16 protein-coding genes are annotated in these 18,924 nt (G+C 68.7%); 6 read left to right on the top strand and 10 right to left on the bottom strand.

Features of this window, described 5'->3' with window-relative positions; all coding sequences use genetic code 11:
- Positions 1-35 precede the first annotated feature (35 nt).
- Positions 36-1,364: a PLP-dependent aminotransferase family protein gene (locus VNS22_RS05210; RefSeq protein ID WP_325730304.1), complete on the bottom strand. Its 1,329-nt coding sequence runs from the start codon at positions 1,362-1,364 to the stop codon at positions 36-38.
- Positions 1,365-1,535: 171 nt separating this feature from the next.
- On the opposite strand from VNS22_RS05210, the gene VNS22_RS05205 reads away from it, so the two are divergent.
- The 4 genes from VNS22_RS05205 to VNS22_RS05190 are packed head-to-tail and all read left to right on the top strand — an operon-like array spanning position 1,536 to position 4,447.
- The gene (locus VNS22_RS05205) at positions 1,536-2,099 is read left to right on the top strand and encodes a class I SAM-dependent methyltransferase (RefSeq protein WP_325730303.1); all 564 of its coding nucleotides are present in this window, start codon (positions 1,536-1,538) and stop codon (positions 2,097-2,099) included.
- Between the two features lie 50 nt (positions 2,100-2,149).
- Complete coding sequence (locus VNS22_RS05200) at positions 2,150-2,989, top strand: MBL fold metallo-hydrolase (protein ID WP_325730301.1); 840 nt, start codon at positions 2,150-2,152, stop codon at positions 2,987-2,989.
- On the top strand, positions 2,986-3,786 hold the full coding sequence (locus tag VNS22_RS05195; RefSeq protein ID WP_325730299.1) for a class I SAM-dependent methyltransferase: 801 nt from the start codon (positions 2,986-2,988) through the stop codon (positions 3,784-3,786). Before VNS22_RS05200 ends, VNS22_RS05195 begins: the two co-directional genes overlap by 4 nt.
- 13 nt (positions 3,787-3,799) lie before the next feature.
- The gene (locus VNS22_RS05190) at positions 3,800-4,447 is read left to right on the top strand and encodes a DedA family protein (RefSeq protein ID WP_325730297.1); all 648 of its coding nucleotides are present in this window, start codon (positions 3,800-3,802) and stop codon (positions 4,445-4,447) included.
- Positions 4,448-4,458: 11 nt separating this feature from the next.
- Here the strand turns inward: VNS22_RS05190 and VNS22_RS05185 are convergent, their stop codons facing one another.
- The 7 genes from VNS22_RS05185 to VNS22_RS05155 form a co-directional block, all read right to left on the bottom strand.
- Positions 4,459-5,247 carry an SDR family NAD(P)-dependent oxidoreductase gene (locus VNS22_RS05185; protein WP_325730295.1) on the bottom strand — a complete coding sequence of 263 codons (789 nt, stop codon included), beginning with the start codon at positions 5,245-5,247 and terminating at the stop codon, positions 4,459-4,461.
- Between the two features lie 242 nt (positions 5,248-5,489).
- Complete coding sequence (locus tag VNS22_RS05180) at positions 5,490-5,876, bottom strand: RidA family protein (RefSeq protein WP_325730293.1); 387 nt, start codon at positions 5,874-5,876, stop codon at positions 5,490-5,492.
- Between the two features lie 295 nt (positions 5,877-6,171).
- A complete protein-coding gene (locus VNS22_RS05175) occupies positions 6,172-6,612 on the bottom strand; it encodes a hypothetical protein (protein WP_325730289.1) in 441 nt (146 codons plus the stop codon).
- A gap of 216 nt (positions 6,613-6,828) precedes the next feature.
- Positions 6,829-7,770, bottom strand: coding sequence for an ABC transporter permease (locus tag VNS22_RS05170; protein WP_325730287.1), 942 nt, complete (start codon positions 7,768-7,770; stop codon positions 6,829-6,831).
- Complete coding sequence (locus VNS22_RS05165) at positions 7,767-8,813, bottom strand: ABC transporter permease (RefSeq protein WP_349261710.1); 1,047 nt, start codon at positions 8,811-8,813, stop codon at positions 7,767-7,769. Before VNS22_RS05165 ends, VNS22_RS05170 begins: the two co-directional genes overlap by 4 nt.
- Positions 8,794-10,314, bottom strand: coding sequence for an ABC transporter ATP-binding protein (locus tag VNS22_RS05160; RefSeq protein WP_325730283.1), 1,521 nt, complete (start codon positions 10,312-10,314; stop codon positions 8,794-8,796). Before VNS22_RS05160 ends, VNS22_RS05165 begins: the two co-directional genes overlap by 20 nt.
- Positions 10,311-11,285, bottom strand: a complete 975-nt coding sequence (locus VNS22_RS05155) for a BMP family protein (RefSeq protein ID WP_325730281.1) — start codon at positions 11,283-11,285, stop codon at positions 10,311-10,313. Before VNS22_RS05155 ends, VNS22_RS05160 begins: the two co-directional genes overlap by 4 nt.
- A 274-nt stretch (positions 11,286-11,559) precedes the next feature.
- On the opposite strand from VNS22_RS05155, the gene VNS22_RS05150 reads away from it, so the two are divergent.
- Positions 11,560-14,382 carry a S53 family peptidase gene (locus VNS22_RS05150; RefSeq protein ID WP_325730279.1) on the top strand — a complete coding sequence of 941 codons (2,823 nt, stop codon included), beginning with the start codon at positions 11,560-11,562 and terminating at the stop codon, positions 14,380-14,382.
- An 18-nt stretch (positions 14,383-14,400) separates the two neighbouring features.
- On the opposite strand, the gene VNS22_RS05145 is transcribed toward VNS22_RS05150, so the two are convergent.
- Together VNS22_RS05145 and VNS22_RS05140 are read right to left on the bottom strand one after the other, a co-directional pair.
- Complete coding sequence (locus tag VNS22_RS05145) at positions 14,401-15,954, bottom strand: M10 family metallopeptidase (RefSeq protein WP_325730277.1); 1,554 nt, start codon at positions 15,952-15,954, stop codon at positions 14,401-14,403.
- Positions 15,955-16,075: 121 nt separating this feature from the next.
- Complete coding sequence (locus tag VNS22_RS05140) at positions 16,076-17,065, bottom strand: CAP domain-containing protein (RefSeq protein ID WP_325730275.1); 990 nt, start codon at positions 17,063-17,065, stop codon at positions 16,076-16,078.
- 722 nt (positions 17,066-17,787) lie between these two features.
- Between VNS22_RS05140 and VNS22_RS05135 the strand changes: the two genes are divergently transcribed.
- Positions 17,788-18,885 carry a sugar ABC transporter substrate-binding protein gene (locus VNS22_RS05135; protein ID WP_325730273.1) on the top strand — a complete coding sequence of 366 codons (1,098 nt, stop codon included), beginning with the start codon at positions 17,788-17,790 and terminating at the stop codon, positions 18,883-18,885.
- The last annotated feature ends 39 nt before the right edge of the window (positions 18,886-18,924 follow it).

Below are 18,924 nucleotides of genomic sequence, written 5' to 3'. Positions count from 1 at the left end.
CCTGGCTTTTCGGCGAACGGCTCCCGCCACCAGCGCTAGCGGAGCGCTGCCCCGGCCACCAGTGAGCCCGCCCCGGCCGAAGCTGAGCCAGCCTCACCAGACTGCCGTCCCGCCACCTCGGTCACCAGCGCCATCAGGCTGCGCATACCCCGGTCGATGGTAGCCTCGTCGGCCAGCGAGAAGCTGAGCCTGAGCGTGTTCGCGCCGCCGCCGTCGAAGAAGAAGGCGCCGCCCGGCACATAGGCGACCTTGGCCTCCTCGATCGCCCGCGGCAGCAGTGCCCGGGCATCGATCCCGGCCGGCAGCTCGACCCAGACGAACAGGCCGCCATCCGGCCGGCTCCAGCGCGTGCCGGCAGGGGCGGAGCTCGCCAGTGCCGCCAGCATCGCGTCGCGGCGGCGGCGATAGGCATCGCGGAGCACCGGCAGCCGGTCGGCAAGACATGCACGGGCCACGTCGCCGATCACCGCCTGGTCGAGCGTGCCGCTGTGCAGGTCGGCCGCCTGCTTGATCAGCACGAGCTTCTCGATCACGGCACGCGGCCCGACGATCCAGCCCACGCGACAGCCCGGGGCCAGGGTCTTGGAGAAGGTACCGCAATAGACGCTGCGCGCGCCCTCGATCCCGCCACCCAGCTCGCAGGCCAGTGCCGTGATCGGGGGGACAGGGTCGCCCGCATAACGCAGCTGGCGGTAGGCGGCATCCTCCACCACCAGGGCACCCGTGCCCTGGGCCAGCTCCAGGAGCCGGCGGCGCTGCGCCAGGTCCAGCGTCTCCCCGCTGGGGTTGGCGAAGTCCGGCACGACATAGAGAAGCTTCGGCCGCCCGCCATGCGCCCTGGCGCTGTCCAGGTAGTGCGCCGGGGTGGCGTTGCCCCCGTCCAGGCGGAGCCGCTCGTAATGAGGCTCGTAGGCCGAGAATGCCTGGAGTGCCCCCAGATAGGTCGGTGCCGTGGCGATCACCGTGTCGCCCGGCGACAACATCAGCTTGCCGATGAAGTCCAGCGCCTGCTGGGCGCCGGTGGTGATCAGCACGTTCTCGGGCGTACAGGCCACGCCCTGCTCCGCCATGTGCGCCACGATCCACTCACGCAGCGCCGGATCGCCCTCGCTGAGCGAATATTGCAGGCCCCTGGCGCGGCGAGCCGGATCGGCGAACAGTTGGGCATAGGCCTGCGCGAACTGGTCCGCCGGGAACAGTGCCGGGTCGGGGATGCCGCCCGCGAAGGAGATGATGTCGGGCCTCGCCAGGATCTTGAGCAGCTCGCGGATCTCCGAGGCTACCATTCCGCCGGCCCGGCTGGCGAACTGGGCGGCCCAGGGCTGGGCAGCGTGGTCGGACGAGGCGGTGGGGATCGCGAGCATGCTATGAATCAATCCGGTTCATTACGGAGAATGTTATCATAACGCAGCCTTGCTCAGCGGTCGATAGGGTAACATTGATCATGATAGTATCGATACATTAGGTGACGAATGCCCCGCTCCGGCGGTATCGTCCTGTTCTGCGCACTGGACAGGACCGGCCGGATCAGGCTCTTGGGCAGGGACGAGGACCGTTACGGAGTGCTCTCCCTGACCCGGCTGGACAGCTTCATCCGGCGCCTGATCGCGCAACGCGCCTGTCTGGACGCCGCGGTCGAGCTGGTGGCCGGCCGGCCCGGCAGCGTACTGGAGCTGGGGCTCGGCAACGGGCGCAGCTACGACCATCTGCGTGCCCGGCTGCCGGAGCGGCGGATCGTCGTGGTCGAGCGCGATCCCAGGCCCCACCCCGCCTGCATGCCGTGCCCGCAGGACCTGGTGATCGGCACGTTCGAGACGGTGCTGCCTCGGGCCGCGGCGCTGCTGCCCCATGACCTGGTCCTGGTCCATGCCGACATCGGCACGGGCGATCCGGTGCGCAATGCCTGCCTGGCCCGGGAAGTCGCCCGGCACCTGGCGGGCTTCCTGCCGCAGGACTGCATCATTGTCGGCGATCAGCACCTGCCGGCACGGCGGCTCCTGCCCCTGCCCCTACCGGAGGGCGTAGAGCCGGGCCGCTATTATCTATATCGCGTGACAAGCGCGGACGTGGACCACATCATGCTCGAGCCGGAAGGCTGAGCAGCGCGATGGCGCAGCCCGGACATACCCGGTCGTCAACGGCGAGGAACATGGGGCAGCCGTCGTCATTCTCGGTACGCTTTTGGGGTGTGCGCGGCACTGTTCCCGTCCCTGGCCCCTCGACGCTGCGCTATGGCGGCAACACGCCCTGCGTGGAGATGCGCTGCGGCGACCAGCAACTGATCTTCGACGCCGGCACTGGCATCCGGGCACTCGGCCGCCAGGTCATGGCCGAATGCCGGGGCTGCTCCGCCCATGTGTTCCTGAGCCATACCCATGTCGACCACATCAACGGCTTCGCCTTCTTCAAGCCGGCCTATCACAGCGGCAACCGGCTGAAGCTCTGGAACGGCCATCTGCTCCGGCAGGGCCGCCGGCTGCACGAGGTGGTCGGCAGCCTGATGCAGCGCCCGTTCTTCCCGGTTCCCTTCGACATCATGCACGCCCAGATCGGCTTCGAGGACTTCAACGCCGGCGACACGCTGGAGCCGGTGCCGGGCGTGCGGATGCGCACCCACTTCCTGCCGCACCCGGGTGGCGCCACCGGCTACCGGGTCGAGTATGGCGGCAGAGCCGCCTGCTACGTCACTGACCTGGAGCACACGGAGGGCCGGCTGGACGAGGACGTGTTGCGCCTGATCGACGGTGCCGACCTCGTCATCTACGACGCGACCTTCACCGACGAGGAATATGTCAACTATCGGGGCTGGGGCCACTCGACCTGGCAGGAGGGCGTGCGCCTGTGCCGGGCCGCGGGTGCCAGGCGCCTGGTGACCTTTCATCATGAGCCCGATCATTGCGATGCCTTCCTGGATGGGATCGCCGTCCAGCTCGAGGCCGCCATGCCGGGCTCGGTGGTGGCCAGCGAAGGCCTGGTCATCGAGCTGTGAGCGCGCTGCCCTCTCCGGAGCGCCCGGGTTTCTTCATCCCCTACCGGCACGCCGATTCGGTCCGCCCCTGCGCCTATCCGGCACTCCTGCCGATCTTCCAGGCCGCCGAGCCCGTGATGCTGGCGGAACTGGCCCGTGCCGAGCGCCATGCCCCGCGACTTCATGAACTGAACGGCCCCCCGCCCCGGCCCCGCTTCGACCAGGAATGGTTCCCACGCCTGGACGCGGCCCGCACCTATGCCGCAGTCCGCGACCACCGGCCCGGCCGGATCGTCGAGATCGGCAGCGGCCACTCCACCCGCTTTATAGCGCAGGCCATGGCCGATGGCGGCCATGCCGGCGAGCTGCACTGCATCGACCCCGAGCCCCGCGCCGACATCCGCGCCCTGCCACTGGTTCATCATCCCTGCCGCTTCGAGGAGATCGAGGTCGCGGAGATCGCCGCCCTGCTGGGACCAGGCGACCTGCTGTTCGTCGATTCCAGCCACCTCCTGGTTCCCGGTGGCGATGTCGACCGGATCGTCAACGACCTGCTACCCCGGCTGCCGGCCGGCGTGCTGCTGCACGTCCACGACATCTTCCTGCCCGACCCCTATCCCGAGCACTGGGCTTGGCGGGGTTATGCCGAGCAGAGCCTGATCGCTGCCCTGCTCCATGGCGGCGGCTGGCACCTGCTCTGGTCGAGCCACTGGCTGGCCACCCGCCAGTGCCAGCGCGTCGCAGCGGGCCCGCTGGCGGCCCTGGAGTTGCGGGACGGCGTGCCCGAAACCTCCCTGTGGCTGGTCCGCAGGACCTGAACGGCGGGCGGGCATGTTCGAGACACTGTCCGGCCCCTGGCTGCCCCAGCTGATCCAGGCCCATGGCCTGTGGATGCTGTTCGCGCTCGTGGCGCTGGAGAGCATGGGCGTGCCCTTGCCGGGCGAGGCGGCGCTGATCGGCGCTGCCGTGTATGCGGGATCGGCCGGAGAGTTGGGCATCGCCAGCGTGATCGGCGCGGCCGCCGCGGGGGCGATCGCCGGCGACAATCTGGGCTACCTGATCGGCCGCCGCATCGGATTGCCCCTGCTCCGCCGCTACGGCCGGCATATCGGGCTGACCCCGGAACGGCTGAAGCTCGGCCAGTACCTGTTCTCCCGCCATGGCGGCAAGATCGTGTTCTTCGGCCGATTCGTCGCCTTCCTGCGTGCGTTCGCGGCCGTACTGGCCGGCGCCAACCGGATGGCCTGGCCGCGCTTCCTGCTCGCCAACGCGCTCGGTGCCTCATGCTGGGCCACCCTGTTCGGCCTTGGCGCCTACCAGTTCGGCGAGGAGATCCACCGCGTGGCTGGCCCTGCTGCCGTAGTGGTGCTGGTGGCAGCCCTGGCCTTCCTCCTGCTGGGCGCGCACCTGTTGCGCCGGCGCGAGCAGGAATGGACCGTCCGGGCACTGGCGGAGCTTCCAGACGAACCACCCGGCTGACCGACGGGCCGCTACGTCCTGCCTGAGCCCGGCTCGGCCATCTTGCGGTGCATCTCCGCCAGCACGCCGGAAGGCGTGACGTTGGCGATGGCCGTCTGCAGCTTGTTCTTCCAGCCGCTGACCACGTCGCCCTCGCCCTGCATCATCGCGTCGAAGCCGATCTTCGCGACGGTGGCCGGATCGTCCTTCGGGGCTTGGCCGAGCTTGGTGTCGAGCAGGCCGGCGCGCTCGAAGAAATCGGTGTCGGTCGGGCCCGGCATCAGGCAGGTAACCGTCACCCCGCTGTCCTTCAGCTCGGTGCGCAGGGCGAAGGAGAAGGAATCCAGGAAGGCCTTGGAGCCATTGTAGATGGCTTGGTAGGCGCCCGGCATGAAGCCGGCGATCGACCCGGTGATCAGGATCCGCCCCTCGCCCCTGGCCCGCATGTCCCGGCCGACCTTCTGGATCAGATAGAGCGTGCCGGTCACGTTCGTGTCGATCACATGCCGGACCTGGCTGAACTCCTGGTCCAGGAAGCCTCCGGCCAGTCCCCGCCCGGCATTGGCCAGAAGTGCCGCCACTGGCCGGCCGGCAATGGCGTTGCAAAGCCGGTCCACGCCGTCGATCGTGGCGAGATCCGCCTGCACGGCCTGCACCTGCACGTCCAGCTTGCGCAGCTCGGCGGCCGCCGCATCGATCGCCGGCTCGTCGGCGGCGATCAGCAGGTCGAACCCACCCTCCGCACAGCACCGGGCCAGCTCGCGGCCGATGCCGGTGGACGCTCCAGTGACGATTGCCAGGGGACGGGTCGAGGTGGCCATGTCCATATGCTCCTGCCGGCGTCTGCGCGACCAACCCGCCGTCCCGCGGCCGGTTCCATGGCATGCCGGCCGACGACCTGCACCTCCCAGGCTCGGGCCTCGGCATCGCAGCCGCGCCAGATGTGGTCGCCGTACTGCGAAACGAACCCGAGCGCACACTGCCCGGTGCTGCACAACGAACCCGGCAACAGGCCAGCTCGATGGAGCACCATGCCGGCCGCGACGTCCCCATGCCCCGACGCTTACGCCGCCGCGATCGCCTCGACCTCGACCATGAAGTCGGGCCGTGCCAGGGCCTGGACGAACAGGAGGGTGGAGGCCGGGGCCGGCTCGGCGACCCAGGCATCGCGCACCGCCATGTATGCCGCCCGGTCGCCCGGATCGAGCAGGTACGCGGTGAGCCGGACCAGATGGCTGCGGTCCATGCCGCCCTCTTTCAGCAGGCACTCGATATTGGCGAACAGCTGCTCGGTCTGCCGGGTGATCCCGCTCGGCACCGAGCCGTCCGGGCAGATGCCGACCTGGCCGGACAGGAACAGCAGGCGGTCGGTCCCGCTGACCGCCATGCCGTGATGGTAGCGTCCATGGGGTGGAAACACCCCGGCCGCGCCGGTGAGCGCCTTGCGCATGGTCTTTCTGCCCGCTCGTTGTCTGCCTCCGTAAGCGGACGCTAGCGGTATGGATCCGCGCTGGCGAGACGCCCGCCCCCTCTTGCCGCAGGCCCGGCACCACAACCACTGGGCGAGCAGATGATGAAATTCGAAATTGATGGCCTTAATCGTAATTCTACTATTGCGCGATCATCGGCTTCCGGTTATATCTTGTGTCGTCGCAGGGTTTCTACCCGATGACACCCGACTTGAGGCGTTTCCTCCCACTCAGGGGCCGTGCGAAAGCACGGCCCTCTTTTCTTGCCTCCCGTCCTCAGAAGGGCTGGCTGGCGCCTGGAACGGCGACGTCGAACGGCTGGCGGGACACCAGGCGCTCGGACAGGCAACGCAGGAAGTGCTGGGTGATCTGGTAGGTACCCTTGAGCGGCACGTCCCAGAAGCCCTCGTTGCCGGTCAGGAAGCGCACCTGCATGTGGCCGCCCAGCGAGAAGCGATCGATCAGGCCGGCCGCCTGCTCCGGCACGAGGTTGCCTTCGATCATGGTGGGCTGGTCGGTCGGCACGAACGGCAGTTCCAGCACCGGTCGGCCGTCCACCACGAAGCCGACATTGATCCTGGCCCCCTCCGGCACCGCCCAGCCTTCCTTGGTGAGATGGATGAAGGCGTCGCGGTCACTGTCCACCTTGATGAGGAGGCCCATCCCGTTGCTGAACTGGGAGATGCCGCACAGGCTGCGGCCATCCCCATCGCTCACGTAGTACGCCTGCCACGGCCCCACCTCGGCGAGATCCGTTATCTCGGCCCCGGCCGGTCTCGCCAGCAGAGCTGCAGCAAGCAGAACGGACGCGCTTGGCCACCTCATCATCAGCCTCATCCAATATCCACCAGGAAAATGCCGTCACCCTCAGGACGGGCAATCTAGCATCTTCCGGTGAAGCTCAGATGAAAGACGGCTGGATGAAGTACGCCGCTACCGCTCGCCCGGCCGGTAAGGCTGCATGAGCGCCTGCGGTACCCGCGCCCGGCGCGAAACCAGCACCAACGCACCGATTGAAAGCAGATAGGGCATCATGAGGAAGAGCTGGTAAGGCACGCCCAGAACCAGCGGTTGAAGCCGCAGCTGGAAGGCGTCGAACATGCCGTAGAGCAGCGCGCCGAGCAGCGCCTTGCCCGGCTGCCAGGACGCGAACACCACGAGCGCGATGCACACCCAGCCGCGTCCCTGGATCATGGAGAAGTAGAAGCTGTCGAACGCCGCCGTGGTCAGGAAGGCTCCACCGATCGCCATGAGCGCGCTGCCGGCGACCACGGCGCCCGTGCGCAGGCCGAACACGCTCACCCCCTGCGCCTCGCAGGCCTCCGGGCTCTCGCCCGCCATGCGCACCGCCAGGCCCAGCGGCGTGCGCCACAGGATCCAGGCCACCAGGATCACCGCCAGCAGCGCCAGCCAGGTGAGCGCGGTGTGCTGGAAGAAGGCCGGCCCCAGCCAGGGCAGGTCGCTCAGCACCGGCAGGTGCACCGGTGCGAACGGGGTGATCTTCGGCGGCGAGCCAGAGGCCGGGACGTAGAGCCGGTAGAGGTAGGAGGACAGGCTGGTGGCGAACAGGGTGATGCCGAGCCCGGTCACGTGCTGGGACAGGCCGAGCCGCACCGTGAGTCCCGCATGGAGCAGCCCGATCGCACCGCCGGCGACGGCGGCGGCCGCGATGCCCAGCCAGAGCGGGGCGCCCAGATGCACGGCGAGCCAGCCGGTCATCGCACCGGCCGTCATGATCCCCTCAATGCCGAGGTTGAGCACGCCCGAGCGCTCGCCGATCAGGGCGCCCAGCGTGCCGAAGATCAGTGGCGTCGCCAGGCGCAGTGCCGCGGCCCAGAACGAGGCGGCCAGGACGATGTCCCAGAACTCGGTCATCGACGCACCCGGTACTCGGTGAGGAACAGGGCCACCAGCATGGTGAGCAGTGCCGTCGCCACGATCACGTCGGCGATGAAGGACGGCACACCGTGGGCTCGGGCCATGGCGTCCGCGCCCACGAACACCGCAGCCACGAAGATCGCGGCCGGGACCACGCCCAGCGGGTTCAGGCTCGCCAGCATCGCGACGATCACCCCGGCCGTGCCGAAGCCGGGCGACAGGTCGGTGGTGACATAGCCCTTGAGCCCGGTGACCTCGACCGCGCCCGCGAGTCCGGCCAGCGCGCCGGACAGCATGGCCGTCAGCAGCAGCACCCGCCCGACCGGGATCCCGGCATGGCGTGCTGCCGGCGTCCCCAGGCCCACCGCCCGGGCCGAGAGGCCGAACACGGTGCGGGCATTCAGGAAGGCGATCGCCAGTGCCGCCAGCAGGGCCAGGGCGAAGCCCAGATGGAGGCGGGTGCGCGCCAGGAGCTGCGGCAGGAGGCCGGCTTCGGTCACCGGCACCGATTGCGGCCAGCCGAACGCCAGCGGATCCTTCATCGGCCCTTCGATCAGGAGCGAGACCAGCAGGATCGCCACGAAGTTCAGGAGCAGGGTGGTCACTACCTCGTCCACGCCCAGGCGCAGCTTGAGCAGGGCCGGACCCAGGAGGAACAGGGCACCTGCCAGCGCACCGGCCAGGAGGAGGAGCGGCACCAGCAGGGCGGGCGGCAGGCCCCACTCGCCCGAGCCGAGGGCCGCCACCGCGATGGCGCCGAGATAGAACTGGCCCTCCAGGCCGATGTTCCAGAACCGTGCCCGGAACGCCACCGCGGCGGCCAGGCCGGTCAGGATCAGCGGCGTGGCGCGGGTCAGCGTCTCGGTGATGCCGAGCCGGCTGCCCAGCGCCTCCTGGAACAGGGTGGCATAGGCGGCGAGCACCGGCGCGCCTGCCAGGCCGATCAGCAGGCTGCACAGGACGAGCGCGGTCGCGATAGCCGCCAGCGGTGCCGCCACCAGCAACAGGCGCGGCGTCCGCTCACGCCGCTCGAGGCGCATCGCCATCCTCCCCTGCCATCATCAGGCCGAGCCGTGCCTCGCTCGCCGCCTCGATCGGCAGCGGGGCCGACAGGCGGCCCTTGAAGATCACCTGGACCCGGTCGGCCAGGCGGAAGATCTCGTCCAGGTCCTCGGAGATGAGCAACACCCCTGCCCCGTTGCCGCGCGCTTCCAGCAGGCGCCGGTGGATCTCGGCCACCGCCCCCTCGTCCAGCCCCCGGGTCGGCTGGCTGGCGACGATCAGCCTGGGCTGCTCCACGAGGTTCCGCCCGAGGATCAGCTTCTGCATGTTGCCGCCGGACAGGAGCCGGGTGCGGGTCGTGGGCTCGGCACCGCGAATGTCGAACGTCCGGATCAGGCCCGCGGCGTGGTCGAGGGCGGCCTGGCGGCGCAGCAGGCCCAGCCGCGAGAAGCGCCGGTCGCGGATCCGCTCCAGCACCGCGTTCTCGTAGAGACTCAGGTCGCCGACCACGCCTTCGTGGTGGCGGTCCTCGGGGATGTGGGCGAGCCCGGCGGCGGTGAGGCCCGCATGGTCCAAGCGTGCCACCGGCCGGCCCAGGAGCTCGATCCGTCCGGCCGGCTGCGGCGCGGTGCCGGCGAACAGCCGGGACAGCGCGTCCTGGCCGTTGCCGGCCACGCCCACGATGCCCAGCACCTCGCGCTCGCGCAGATCCAGCGCAATGTCGTCCAGCAGGCGGCGTCCGCCGGCCTCGACCCGCACCTTGTCCAGCCGCAGCAGGCTCTGGCCGGGCTCGAGCGGCACCCTGGAAGCATGGACGACCCGCCGGCCCACCATCAGCTCGGCCAGTTCGGCGCGCGAGGCGCCGGCGGCCGGCCGCTCCGCCACCAGCTTGCCACCGCGCAGGACGGCCACCCGGTCGGCATGGGCCACGACCTCGTGCAGCTTGTGGCTGATGAAGATCAGGCTCAGCCCCTGGCTGGCCATGCCGCGCAGGGTAGAGAACAGCCGCTCCGATTCCTGCGGGGTCAGCACCGCGGTGGGCTCGTCCAGGATCAGGATGCGAGCGTCGCGGTAGAGCGACTTCAGGATCTCGACGCGCTGGCGCTCGCCGACCGACAGCTCGCCGATCCGCCGGTCCGGATCGACCGGCAGCCCGAACCGCTCCGCCAGCTCGACCAGGCGGCGCCTGGCAGCACCACGCCGGCTGCGCCAGGCGGTCAGCTTCTCGGTACCGATCGTGACATTGTCCAGCACGCTCAGGTTGCTGGCCAGCGTGAAGTGCTGGTGGACCATGCCGATCCCGGCGGCGATCGCGGCCTTGGGATCACCCGGGGGCAGGACCTGGCCGAACGCCCTGACCGTCCCGGCATCGGCCACGTAGTGGCCAAACAGGATGCTCATGAGCGTGGTCTTGCCAGCCCCGTTCTCGCCGAGCAGCGCCAGCACCTCGCCCTGGCCGAGCGTCAGGTCGATCCCGTCATTGGCGAGGAGCGTGCCGAACCGCTTGGTGATCCCCGTCAGTTCGAGGACCGGGCTCACGTCGGCTGCGAATCGTCGATCTCGACCTCGAACGCGCCGGACTTGATCTCGGCGCGCACCTGCTCCATCGCCGCCACCGCGTCGGCCGGCACCATCTGCGGGTCGAACGAGACGTCGTTGCCGCCAAAGCGCATGAAGCTGAACTGGCTGTAGTCCTTGCCGGCAGGCGTGCCGGCCTTCACGTCGGCGACCGCGGCACCCAGGATCGGGTCGAAGATCCAAAGGGCGTTGGCGAACACCGTGCCCGGATAGCGCGGCGAGTAGTCGAGCAGCGAGCCCACCGCCAGCACGCCCCGCTCCTTGGCGGCATCGGCCGTGCCGATCCGCTCGCCGAACAGGACATCCGCACCGGCATCGATCTGGGCCATGCCCGCTTCCTTGGCCTTGGGCGGGTCGAAGAAGGTGCCGATGAACTGGACCAGGAACTTCGCATCCGGCCGGACCCGCGCCACCCCGGCACGGAACGCGTTGATCAGCCGGTTGATCTCCGGGATCGGGTAGCCGCCCACCGCACCATACGTATTTGTCTTCGACACGGCCGCCGCGAGCATGCCGCACAGATAGGCCGCCTCGTGGTTCCAGGTGCCGAACACGCCGAGATTGGGCTCCTGCGCCTTCAGGGACGAACCCATCAGGAAGCTGGTCTCCGGATAGTCCCTGGCCGCTTGGCGCGCCTCGCGCTCGACCCCGTAGATCTCGCCCACGACCAGCTTCGCACCCTGCTCGGCATACTGGCGCATCGCCCGGACATAGTCGGTGTTGGCGACCGATTCGCTGAACACGTACTCGATCGTACCGGCCTCGTTCGCGTTCACCAGCGCCTCGTGCAGCCGGGAATTCCAGGCGTTCTCGACCGGCACGGTATGGATGCCCGCGACCTTCAGCCGCTCCTGGGCCAGGGCCGGGCGGACTAGGTTCAGGGCGGGGATGAGGGCCGACGCGGCCACGAGGTTGCGGCGGGAGATCGACATGGTTCCTCCGGGGCAGGCTGCGCGAGTTCAGCGACGTAGCCGGCCAATCTGTCAAGGTGGCAGCGCAGGGCGATCCGGGCTATCGCAGCGCCGCTCTTCGGAGGCCCGTGCCGCAGCTGTCGGGCCTTTCAACCGGGGTCGAGGAAGACATCCCTCGAAATCGTTAAGGTTTGGTGACGGAGACGGCCGTGCCTTGATCGGACAACCAGACGAAGCTTGATTGCGGCCGCACGAATTACAATTGCTTCCCTGTTGAAGATCCGAGGACGTGGCATTGGCGACCATCGAGAACTCCACCTATCTCGACCTGACCTCCTATCGTGCCACCGACAAGACCACTGTCGCCGAGGTCTTCGATCTCGATGCTTCCGCGATCGAGCAGGCGGCAGCCGACACCACCGTACGGGTGGCGCTGACGCTGGAACGGACCGAGGATCCCTCACCACTGCTCGCCGCCGACTGGGCAACCCGGCAAGCGACGCTCGCCGAAATGAAGGCGGACGGCTCGCTCTGGTCCAGCTTCGGGGCCGATCCCGCGAGCCATGCCGGGGTGGCGGCGGAGCTTTCGGCAGCCGGCTACCGGCTGCTCGACGTCCAGGACGGCTATGTGGCGTCGGCCGAATCGCGGACGGTCTGGGTCGAGCTCGATGCAAAGCAGTTCAACGAGCTGTTCGGGACCCCACTGATGGTGGCGGATGCCGACGACCCGGCCAGCTCCTTCCTGTTCTGGAACGGCCATCTTTCCCTGCCGGACGATCTGGCCGGCGCAGTCGAGGGCGTCTGGTTCGACTTCGGTGCCCCGGATGGCGCCAACGGCCTGGTGACCGGCGAGGTCGAGCTGCCCGATGGCGCGCAGAGCATCGGCAACGGCACGGGCGCCATCCAGAGCCGCTCGCCTGCCGAGATCGCCGAGCTGTTCCACTTCCCCATCACGGACGAGGACGTCGAGACTGGTCGGATCGGCCTGATCGAGCCTGGAATCGGCTCGGCCATGCCCGAGGATTCGGTGATCAGCTTCCAGGAGGGGCTGGACAATTACCGCCAGGAAATCGGGCTGGACGGGGCCGGGCGGTACTACGTGGTCAACGCGGCCCAGCAGGCCTGGGACCCGGACTTCGCGACCGAGCGCTCGCTGGATGTCGGGGTGGTCGCGGGTGCGGCGCCGAACAGCGAAATCGGGCTCTATGCCGGCAGCGGCCCGAACGGTACCGTGTTCACCGCCTACCAGAGCGCCATCTGGGACGAGCAGCACGACCCGGGCGTGCTGTCGTCCTCGTTCAGCGACTTCTCGATGCCCTCGCCCGACTCGCCGTTCGCAGCGGCCTACCAGGAACTGTTCGTCGATGCGGCGCTGCGCGGTCAGTCAGTGTTCATAGCACTCGGCGACGGTGGTTCCGGCGGCCTGATCGCGAACGGACTGACCAATGTCGAATCGATCAGCTCCAGCCCCTATGCCGTGGCGGTCGGCGGGACCTCGTTCAGCACGAACGCAGCGGCCGAAGCCGACGACACGCTGCAGGACTTGATGGCTCGCGCCGAGGACGGCGATCTGGATCTGCTGCAGCTCCTGGTGGCTGGCGGCCTGCAGGAACTGCCGGGGGTTGCCCCAGACACGGCCAAGCTCGTCGAGACCGTATGGAACGAGTATTTCCGCTCGGGCGACGTATTGCTGCCGGGCTATGATTCCAACGCGGCCACGGCCGGCGGCGTCGACCCGAACCAGCCCACGCCCTGGTACCAGGAAGCGTTCGGGCTGACGCCGACCGCATCGGACCCGCTCGCCGAGACCGGCCGCGGCGTGCCGGACGTGGCGGCACCCGCCGGCGGCAACCTCTTCTACTTCACCCCTGCCGACGATCTGCAGAGCTTCGACAATCTGGGCGGCGGCACCAGCGCGTCCGCACCATTCTGGGCAGCGCTCGGCGCCCAGATCAATGCCGTGTTCGAGGACCAGGGCCTGCCGCGCCTGGGCTACATGAACGACCTGCTCTACGTCGCCGCCACGGTGGCGCCGGGCGCCTTCAACGACATCCAGCTCGGCAACAACACCTCCAGCCATGTCGACGGTCCGCCGGCCGACGACTTCTCGACCGATGCGCTGGTGCCGACCGGGTTCGGCTATGAGGCAGGGCCCGGCTACGACCTGGTGAGCGGCCTGGGCTCGCCCAACGGGCTGCTCCTGACCCGCGCACTCACCACTATCGCGCACAGCCAGTCCGGCCCGGCACTGCCGGGGGTGATGGACCTGGACAATGGCCGCAGTGCCGTGGACCAGTCCCTCCTACTGCAGCCTTCGCTGGCCACAGGGGCGGATCTGGAGCTTCAGGGCGGCGGAGACGGCTACCGCTGGAATGGCGCGCCCGGCTCGCCGCATGCCTGGAGCAGCCAGTTCGCCCAGCAGGCGATGCAGGGCGACTTCTCCGCCGATCTCGTCCGGCTGTTCGACGAGGCGAGCCAGGGGCCGGCACTCCAGTTCGATGCCAGGCAGGGCGACGAGCTCCAGGTCGGCATCGGGGGCGAGGACGCAGCCATGTTCCGCGAGTCGCTCTCGAACCACTATGGCTTCGTCGACTACACCACGGCCGATCTGGACAGCGCGCTGCGGGTCGCCCGCTCGGTCGCGGTGGCGGAGACGGCGGGCGATGCCGACGGCCAGGAGGCGATCGTGCGCGTCCGCCAGAACGGCAAGCTGGAATCCTCCCTGCTGTTCTACGAGGTCGACGACCTGCTCGGCACAATCGACGGCCTGGCGCCGGGCGATGCCGGCTACGCCGAGGCGAGCCTCTCCCGCGGCTACGAGACCGGCTCCGGCGAGCGCTGGATCAGCGGCCCAGGCTTTGGCGAATATCTCGAGACCAGCATCCTGGACGTGGACGACGGCGACCTGATCGCCATGCGCCTGAGCAACAAGCAGGGCGATTTCTGGGGTTTTGCCCAGGCGAACGAGCCGGAGGACGGCCAGCAGGTGGCGCATCTGTGGAACTATGGCCTGAACACCTGGGGCTGGGAGGACATGCGGGGCGGCGACTTCGACTATAACGACATCGTCGTCCAGCTCGACTTCGTCAGCACGAGCGGCCGGGCACTGGTCGCCTGACCAGCCCGGACCCTGCGCTCACGTGGTGAACCAGTCCGCCCGCACACCCGTCGCCCCCACCAGTAGCACGTCATGACCGTTGGCCAGGGCGAACGAGGTGTTGCCGGCGCTGGTGGTCGCCGCCGCTAGGAACTGGCCGACACTGTAGCCGCCGCGCAGGAGGATCTGGTCGATGCCGGCCTGGAAGTCGGTGATCCGGTCGCTGCCGCCGGCGTCCGGCTCCAGGACGAATCGGTCGCGCCCGGTCCCGCCGGTCAGCACGTCGTCGCCGGCGCCGCCATTCAGCAGGTCGTCGTCGGCACCGCCGCCCAGCCGGTCATTGCCGGCGCCGCCCGCCAGGATGTCGTTGGCAGCACCACCATGGGCGACATCGTCGCCCGCACCGCCGCCCAGCCGGTCCCGGCCGTCCCCGCCGAACAGCTGGTCATTGCCGACGCCGCCATCCAGCACGTCGGCGAGGCTGCCGCCGTTGAGCAGGTCGGCGCCGGCTTCGCCGAACAGCTGGTCGCTGCCGCCCAAGCCCAGCAGCCGGTCGTCACCCCCATTGCCGAGCAGCACGTCCGCGCCGTCGAACCCGGCCAGGGTGTTGTCAGCCCCGTTGCCGGTGATGCGGTCGTTGCCGCTGCCGCCATTGGCGTTCTCGATGACCGTGCCGAACGCCGTGCGCAGCGAGCGTGGCAGTTCCGCGTAGTCGCCGTCCGGACCCCACCAGGAATATTCCCACCCGACCAGGCTCCAGGCACCCTGGCGCAGGTCGACCTGCACGTTGCGCACTTGATTGCTCAGGTCGAGCAGATCGGTGCCGCCATCGTCCACCAGCGTGGTCAGCATCGATGGATCCTGCTCGAACCGGTACACGTCGTTGCCGGTGGCATGGGCGCGGACACCGTAGAGGAAGCGCAGCGCATCGACGTCATAGGCCGACAGCCCGTCCGGAAACACGAACGGCCAGCTCCCGCTCGCCGGAGCATCGCCCGGAAAGATGCGGTAGCTCATCAGCGTGCCGCCCAGCCAGTCCTCGCCGAGCGCCATGTTCCTGCTGCCCTCATGGGGGTGCTTCAGGCCCAGCGCGTGGCCGATTTCGTGCAAGACAGTCATGTAATCGCTGCCGCCCGGCAGGAGGTCCTCGCTGGGCGTGCCGAACCACCAGGGCAGCCAGATGTCGCCCGCGGCTGGGCTCTCATGGGGCAGGAAGCTGTAGGCCCCGCCGGCACTGGCCGACTGGGCGAAGCGCAGGACGCCCACGCTCGCAGCACCGTCCGCGACCGGCACGAACCGGACGTCGGCGATCTGCTCCACCTGGTCGAGTGCGGCGCGGATCGCGGCGCGCTGCGCGCTGCGCATCGTCACCACGTTGGCGGCATCGACGCTGCCATCATACTCCGACGACCAGGTGGAGCCGGGTCCGGCGAAGCTGTAGCTGATCACCAGCCCGTTGCCGGCCGCCTCCGTGCCGAGCCTGGTCCCGCCCAGAAGTGCGCTGCGCACCCGCTCGGCCGGATCGACTTGGTCGAGGATGAAGGTGAACGGGGTGGAAGCCCCAGGATGCACCGCGCCGAGCGTCTGAGCCATGACCGAACCTATCGGCAGAAGGTCCTCTGGACCGGATATCTGCCCGAGATCCTGCCACCTGTCCCGTCGCGCGAATACATCCTACATGTCACAACCCTGAGGTTAATATCGGCGCTGCAGCTCATCGGTTCGTGCGCATGCGGCCAAGCACCGCCACCGCCGTCTTGCCACCGCTGCCATCGGCCTTCGCTGCAAGGCCCAGATGGGTCATGTCCGGGCTCAGCAGTGCCTGGCCGGTTTGCGCACTCTCCAGCCACTGGCGGCTGAACCAGTCGGCATCCGCGGCATCGAGGCCTGCCCCGCAGCCGCCGCAGCCGGCCGAAATGGCGAACAGGGCCACCCAGCGCTCCCGTTCCTCCGCCGGCAGCGCCGTGCCCAGGTCATCCGCCGGCATGGCGGATCCGGCCTCGGGCTCGGGCAGGATCGCTTTGCCCACGTCGTCCAGCACGCCGCTTGCGGCCAAGGCGGGCAGTCCGCGCTCAGCCCGGGCAGCGTTCACCAGCTCGAGCACCAGTTCCCCGGCTTCGTCCTGCGATACCGGCCGGGCCGGCTGGCCCTCTGCCTGCCCCGGCGAACGGCCGGGCCCGGAGAAGGTCTGCACGGCCACCAGCCGGTCACCCGCCACGGCAATGCCGTAGCCGAACTGATCGAGTTCGGGCGTAAGGAGGTTCTCCCGATGCCCCGGGCTGTTCATCCACCCTTCCTGCAGCGCCTCGATGCGGACCGCATCGATCTCGGCCGGGCAGCCGATGCATTGGCCAAGGTTCTCGGCGACCACCCGTCCCGCCGGGCCGCCATGTTCCCGGTAGCGGTCCTGGACGGTGCGCCCATCAGGCGAGTCGTGCGCAAAATAATCGCGTGCCAGCATGTCCCGCGCATGTGCCTGGGCAGCCCTGTTCAGGGATTCCGCCAGTTCCAGCGGCTCCAGGCCATGTTCCTCCCGGTCCGCGTTCGCCGCGACCAGTGCCTGCTCCCGCAGGGCCGGGAGATTGTCGGGGTCGGCGGCCAGGGCCGGTGCTATGCCCAGCAGCAGGAGGGCCATGGCCATGCAGCCCACCGCCCGCCAGCGCCGCGCCTGCTCGGGGAACGGCCACAAGGAGTTACGGATCACCGGGCGGCCCGGCCGGTGCCGCCGGCAGCACGAACAGCACCACCATGCTCCGCCTGCATGCCGTCATCGTGCCTCTTCCCCGGTGGCTGCCCTTGCTGCGAGCAACACCGGCGTCATGTGCCGGTTCCAGGGCCTGGCCGGCCGGCACGGCCTGCGGCCCACCGGCATGGCTTGCTCGCCCGGCGCCTGCGACCAGTATTGGCCCAGTTCCTGGGTCCTGCCGCCCTCCCCGCCCAATAGCCCTCTTCCTGCATCCGCTGGCCAATAACCTGCAGATTGTCGCGGCACTACTGCACCTGGACAGGGCGGTCCGCCGTCTGCTGGTTCACTGCTCCATCCGTGTGTGCGAGAGCAATGCCAGCCGAAACCGCAGCCACCAGAGGGTGACAGAGATATCAGTCAAGCACATATTTACAAACTTCTCTCTAAGATAAGAGTTTTACTCGTAAATCTTTGTCAATACCTACGAATTACAAAACAAAAATGCTTACATATTTTCGAATTTTTCTCCATTTGTGCGGCCCCGCACTGGCTTATGGCGGCATAATTACTGTGGGCCCGAGATCTTTTCGCCAAGCGGCGCCCGCGGGCAGATCCGCGGCGGGCAGCGCGGTGGCCAGCGGGTGATGGCGGCGCCTTCCCGCTTGCGCCACAAGTAACCAACCGGTTATGTAGCTTCACCGCTTGCGGTCATGACAGAACGAATCAGGGAGGCGAGACCAATGGAATCGCTCGGGAGCATTTTCGAACGGGCCAAGCTGGAGCGGCGCCGGCTGCTCCTCACCTCGCTGGCGGGCCTGGGTGCCGCCGGCATGACCGGTCTCGCCGGCAGGCGGGCCTTCGGCCAGGACCAGCCGCAGCTCGCCAACTCGCTGCGCTCGCTCACCAACCCCTACCATGCCTCGTTCGCCAAGGGCGGCGAGATGTTCGCCCAGTCGGTGGGCGCGCCCTACGAGGTGCTGGTCACCGAGGGCAACAGCGAGAAGGGCATCGCCGACGTCCGAGCACTGCTCGCCAAGTCCGGCGGCAACCTGGCACTGTGCATCGACCCGAACGACACGCCGGACACTCGCGTGATCGTCGAGGCCTGCGCCAAGGCCGGGGCGTCCGTGGTGACGATCTGGAACAAACCCGCCGACCTGCATCCCTGGGACTTCGACCCGAGCTACGTCGCCCATATCAGCTTCGACGGCGCGCCTTACGGCAAGCAGATGGCGGAGACGCTGATCGAGAAGATGGGCGGCTCGGGTGGCATCGTGGCGCTGGGCGGCATCTTCAACAACACACCCGCCATCGAGCGCAAGCAGGGCCTGGACGAGGCGCTGGCCGCCAATCCCAATGTCCAGCTCCTGGACTTCCAGGTGGCCGACTGGCTCGAGACCAAGTCCTTCGAGATCACCCAGGCCTGGCTGACCAGGTTCGGCTCGGACATCAAGGGCATCTGGGCCGCCAATGACGGCATGGCGCTGGGTGCGATCGAGGCACTGCGCGCCGAGGGCCTGGCCGGCGAGATTCCGGTCACCGGCATCGACGGCATCCGGCAGGCGGTCGACGCGGTGAAGTCCGGCGAGATGGTCGGCACGGTCGATTGGGATCCGATCTGGGTCGGCGGCATGGGCCTCTCGATCGCGTACCACGCCCACACCAAGAAGATCGACATCGCCAAGGAGCCGCATCTGCACCGCGAGTTCTACGGGACCGGCGTGCCGATCACCTACAAGAACGTCGACGAGTACATCGCGAACTACATCGACAAGACCCCGACGATCGACTGGAACGATCTGTGGGGCCGGGTGTCCGGCCAGATCCGCGCCGGCTGAGTCCATCCTTCGCCGGCGGTAGTCCCGCCGGCGAAGGCC

It is taken from the genome of Geminicoccus sp. (assembly GCF_035556675.1).
Lineage (GTDB): Bacteria > Pseudomonadota > Alphaproteobacteria > Geminicoccales > Geminicoccaceae > Geminicoccus.
The sequence above is the reverse complement of the archived record's forward strand: the minus strand, read 5'-3'. Positions and strand labels throughout refer to the sequence as shown.

Excerpts from the sequence above, each read along its gene's own strand:
- VNS22_RS05210 (WP_325730304.1), bottom strand. The coding sequence starts at position 1,364 with ATGCTCGCGATCCCCACCGCCTCGTCCGACCACGCTGCCCAGCCCTGG.
- VNS22_RS05200 (WP_325730301.1), top strand. The coding sequence starts at position 2,150 with ATGGGGCAGCCGTCGTCATTCTCGGTACGCTTTTGGGGTGTGCGCGGC.
- VNS22_RS05190 (WP_325730297.1), top strand. The coding sequence starts at position 3,800 with ATGTTCGAGACACTGTCCGGCCCCTGGCTGCCCCAGCTGATCCAGGCC.
- VNS22_RS05185 (WP_325730295.1), bottom strand. The coding sequence starts at position 5,247 with ATGGCCACCTCGACCCGTCCCCTGGCAATCGTCACTGGAGCGTCCACC.
- VNS22_RS05180 (WP_325730293.1), bottom strand. The coding sequence starts at position 5,876 with ATGCGCAAGGCGCTCACCGGCGCGGCCGGGGTGTTTCCACCCCATGGA.
- VNS22_RS05170 (WP_325730287.1), bottom strand. The coding sequence starts at position 7,770 with ATGACCGAGTTCTGGGACATCGTCCTGGCCGCCTCGTTCTGGGCCGCG.
- VNS22_RS05165 (WP_349261710.1), bottom strand. The coding sequence starts at position 8,813 with ATGCGCCTCGAGCGGCGTGAGCGGACGCCGCGCCTGTTGCTGGTGGCG.
- VNS22_RS05155 (WP_325730281.1), bottom strand. The coding sequence starts at position 11,285 with ATGTCGATCTCCCGCCGCAACCTCGTGGCCGCGTCGGCCCTCATCCCC.
- VNS22_RS05145 (WP_325730277.1), bottom strand. The coding sequence starts at position 15,954 with ATGGCTCAGACGCTCGGCGCGGTGCATCCTGGGGCTTCCACCCCGTTC.
- VNS22_RS05135 (WP_325730273.1), top strand. The coding sequence starts at position 17,788 with ATGGAATCGCTCGGGAGCATTTTCGAACGGGCCAAGCTGGAGCGGCGC.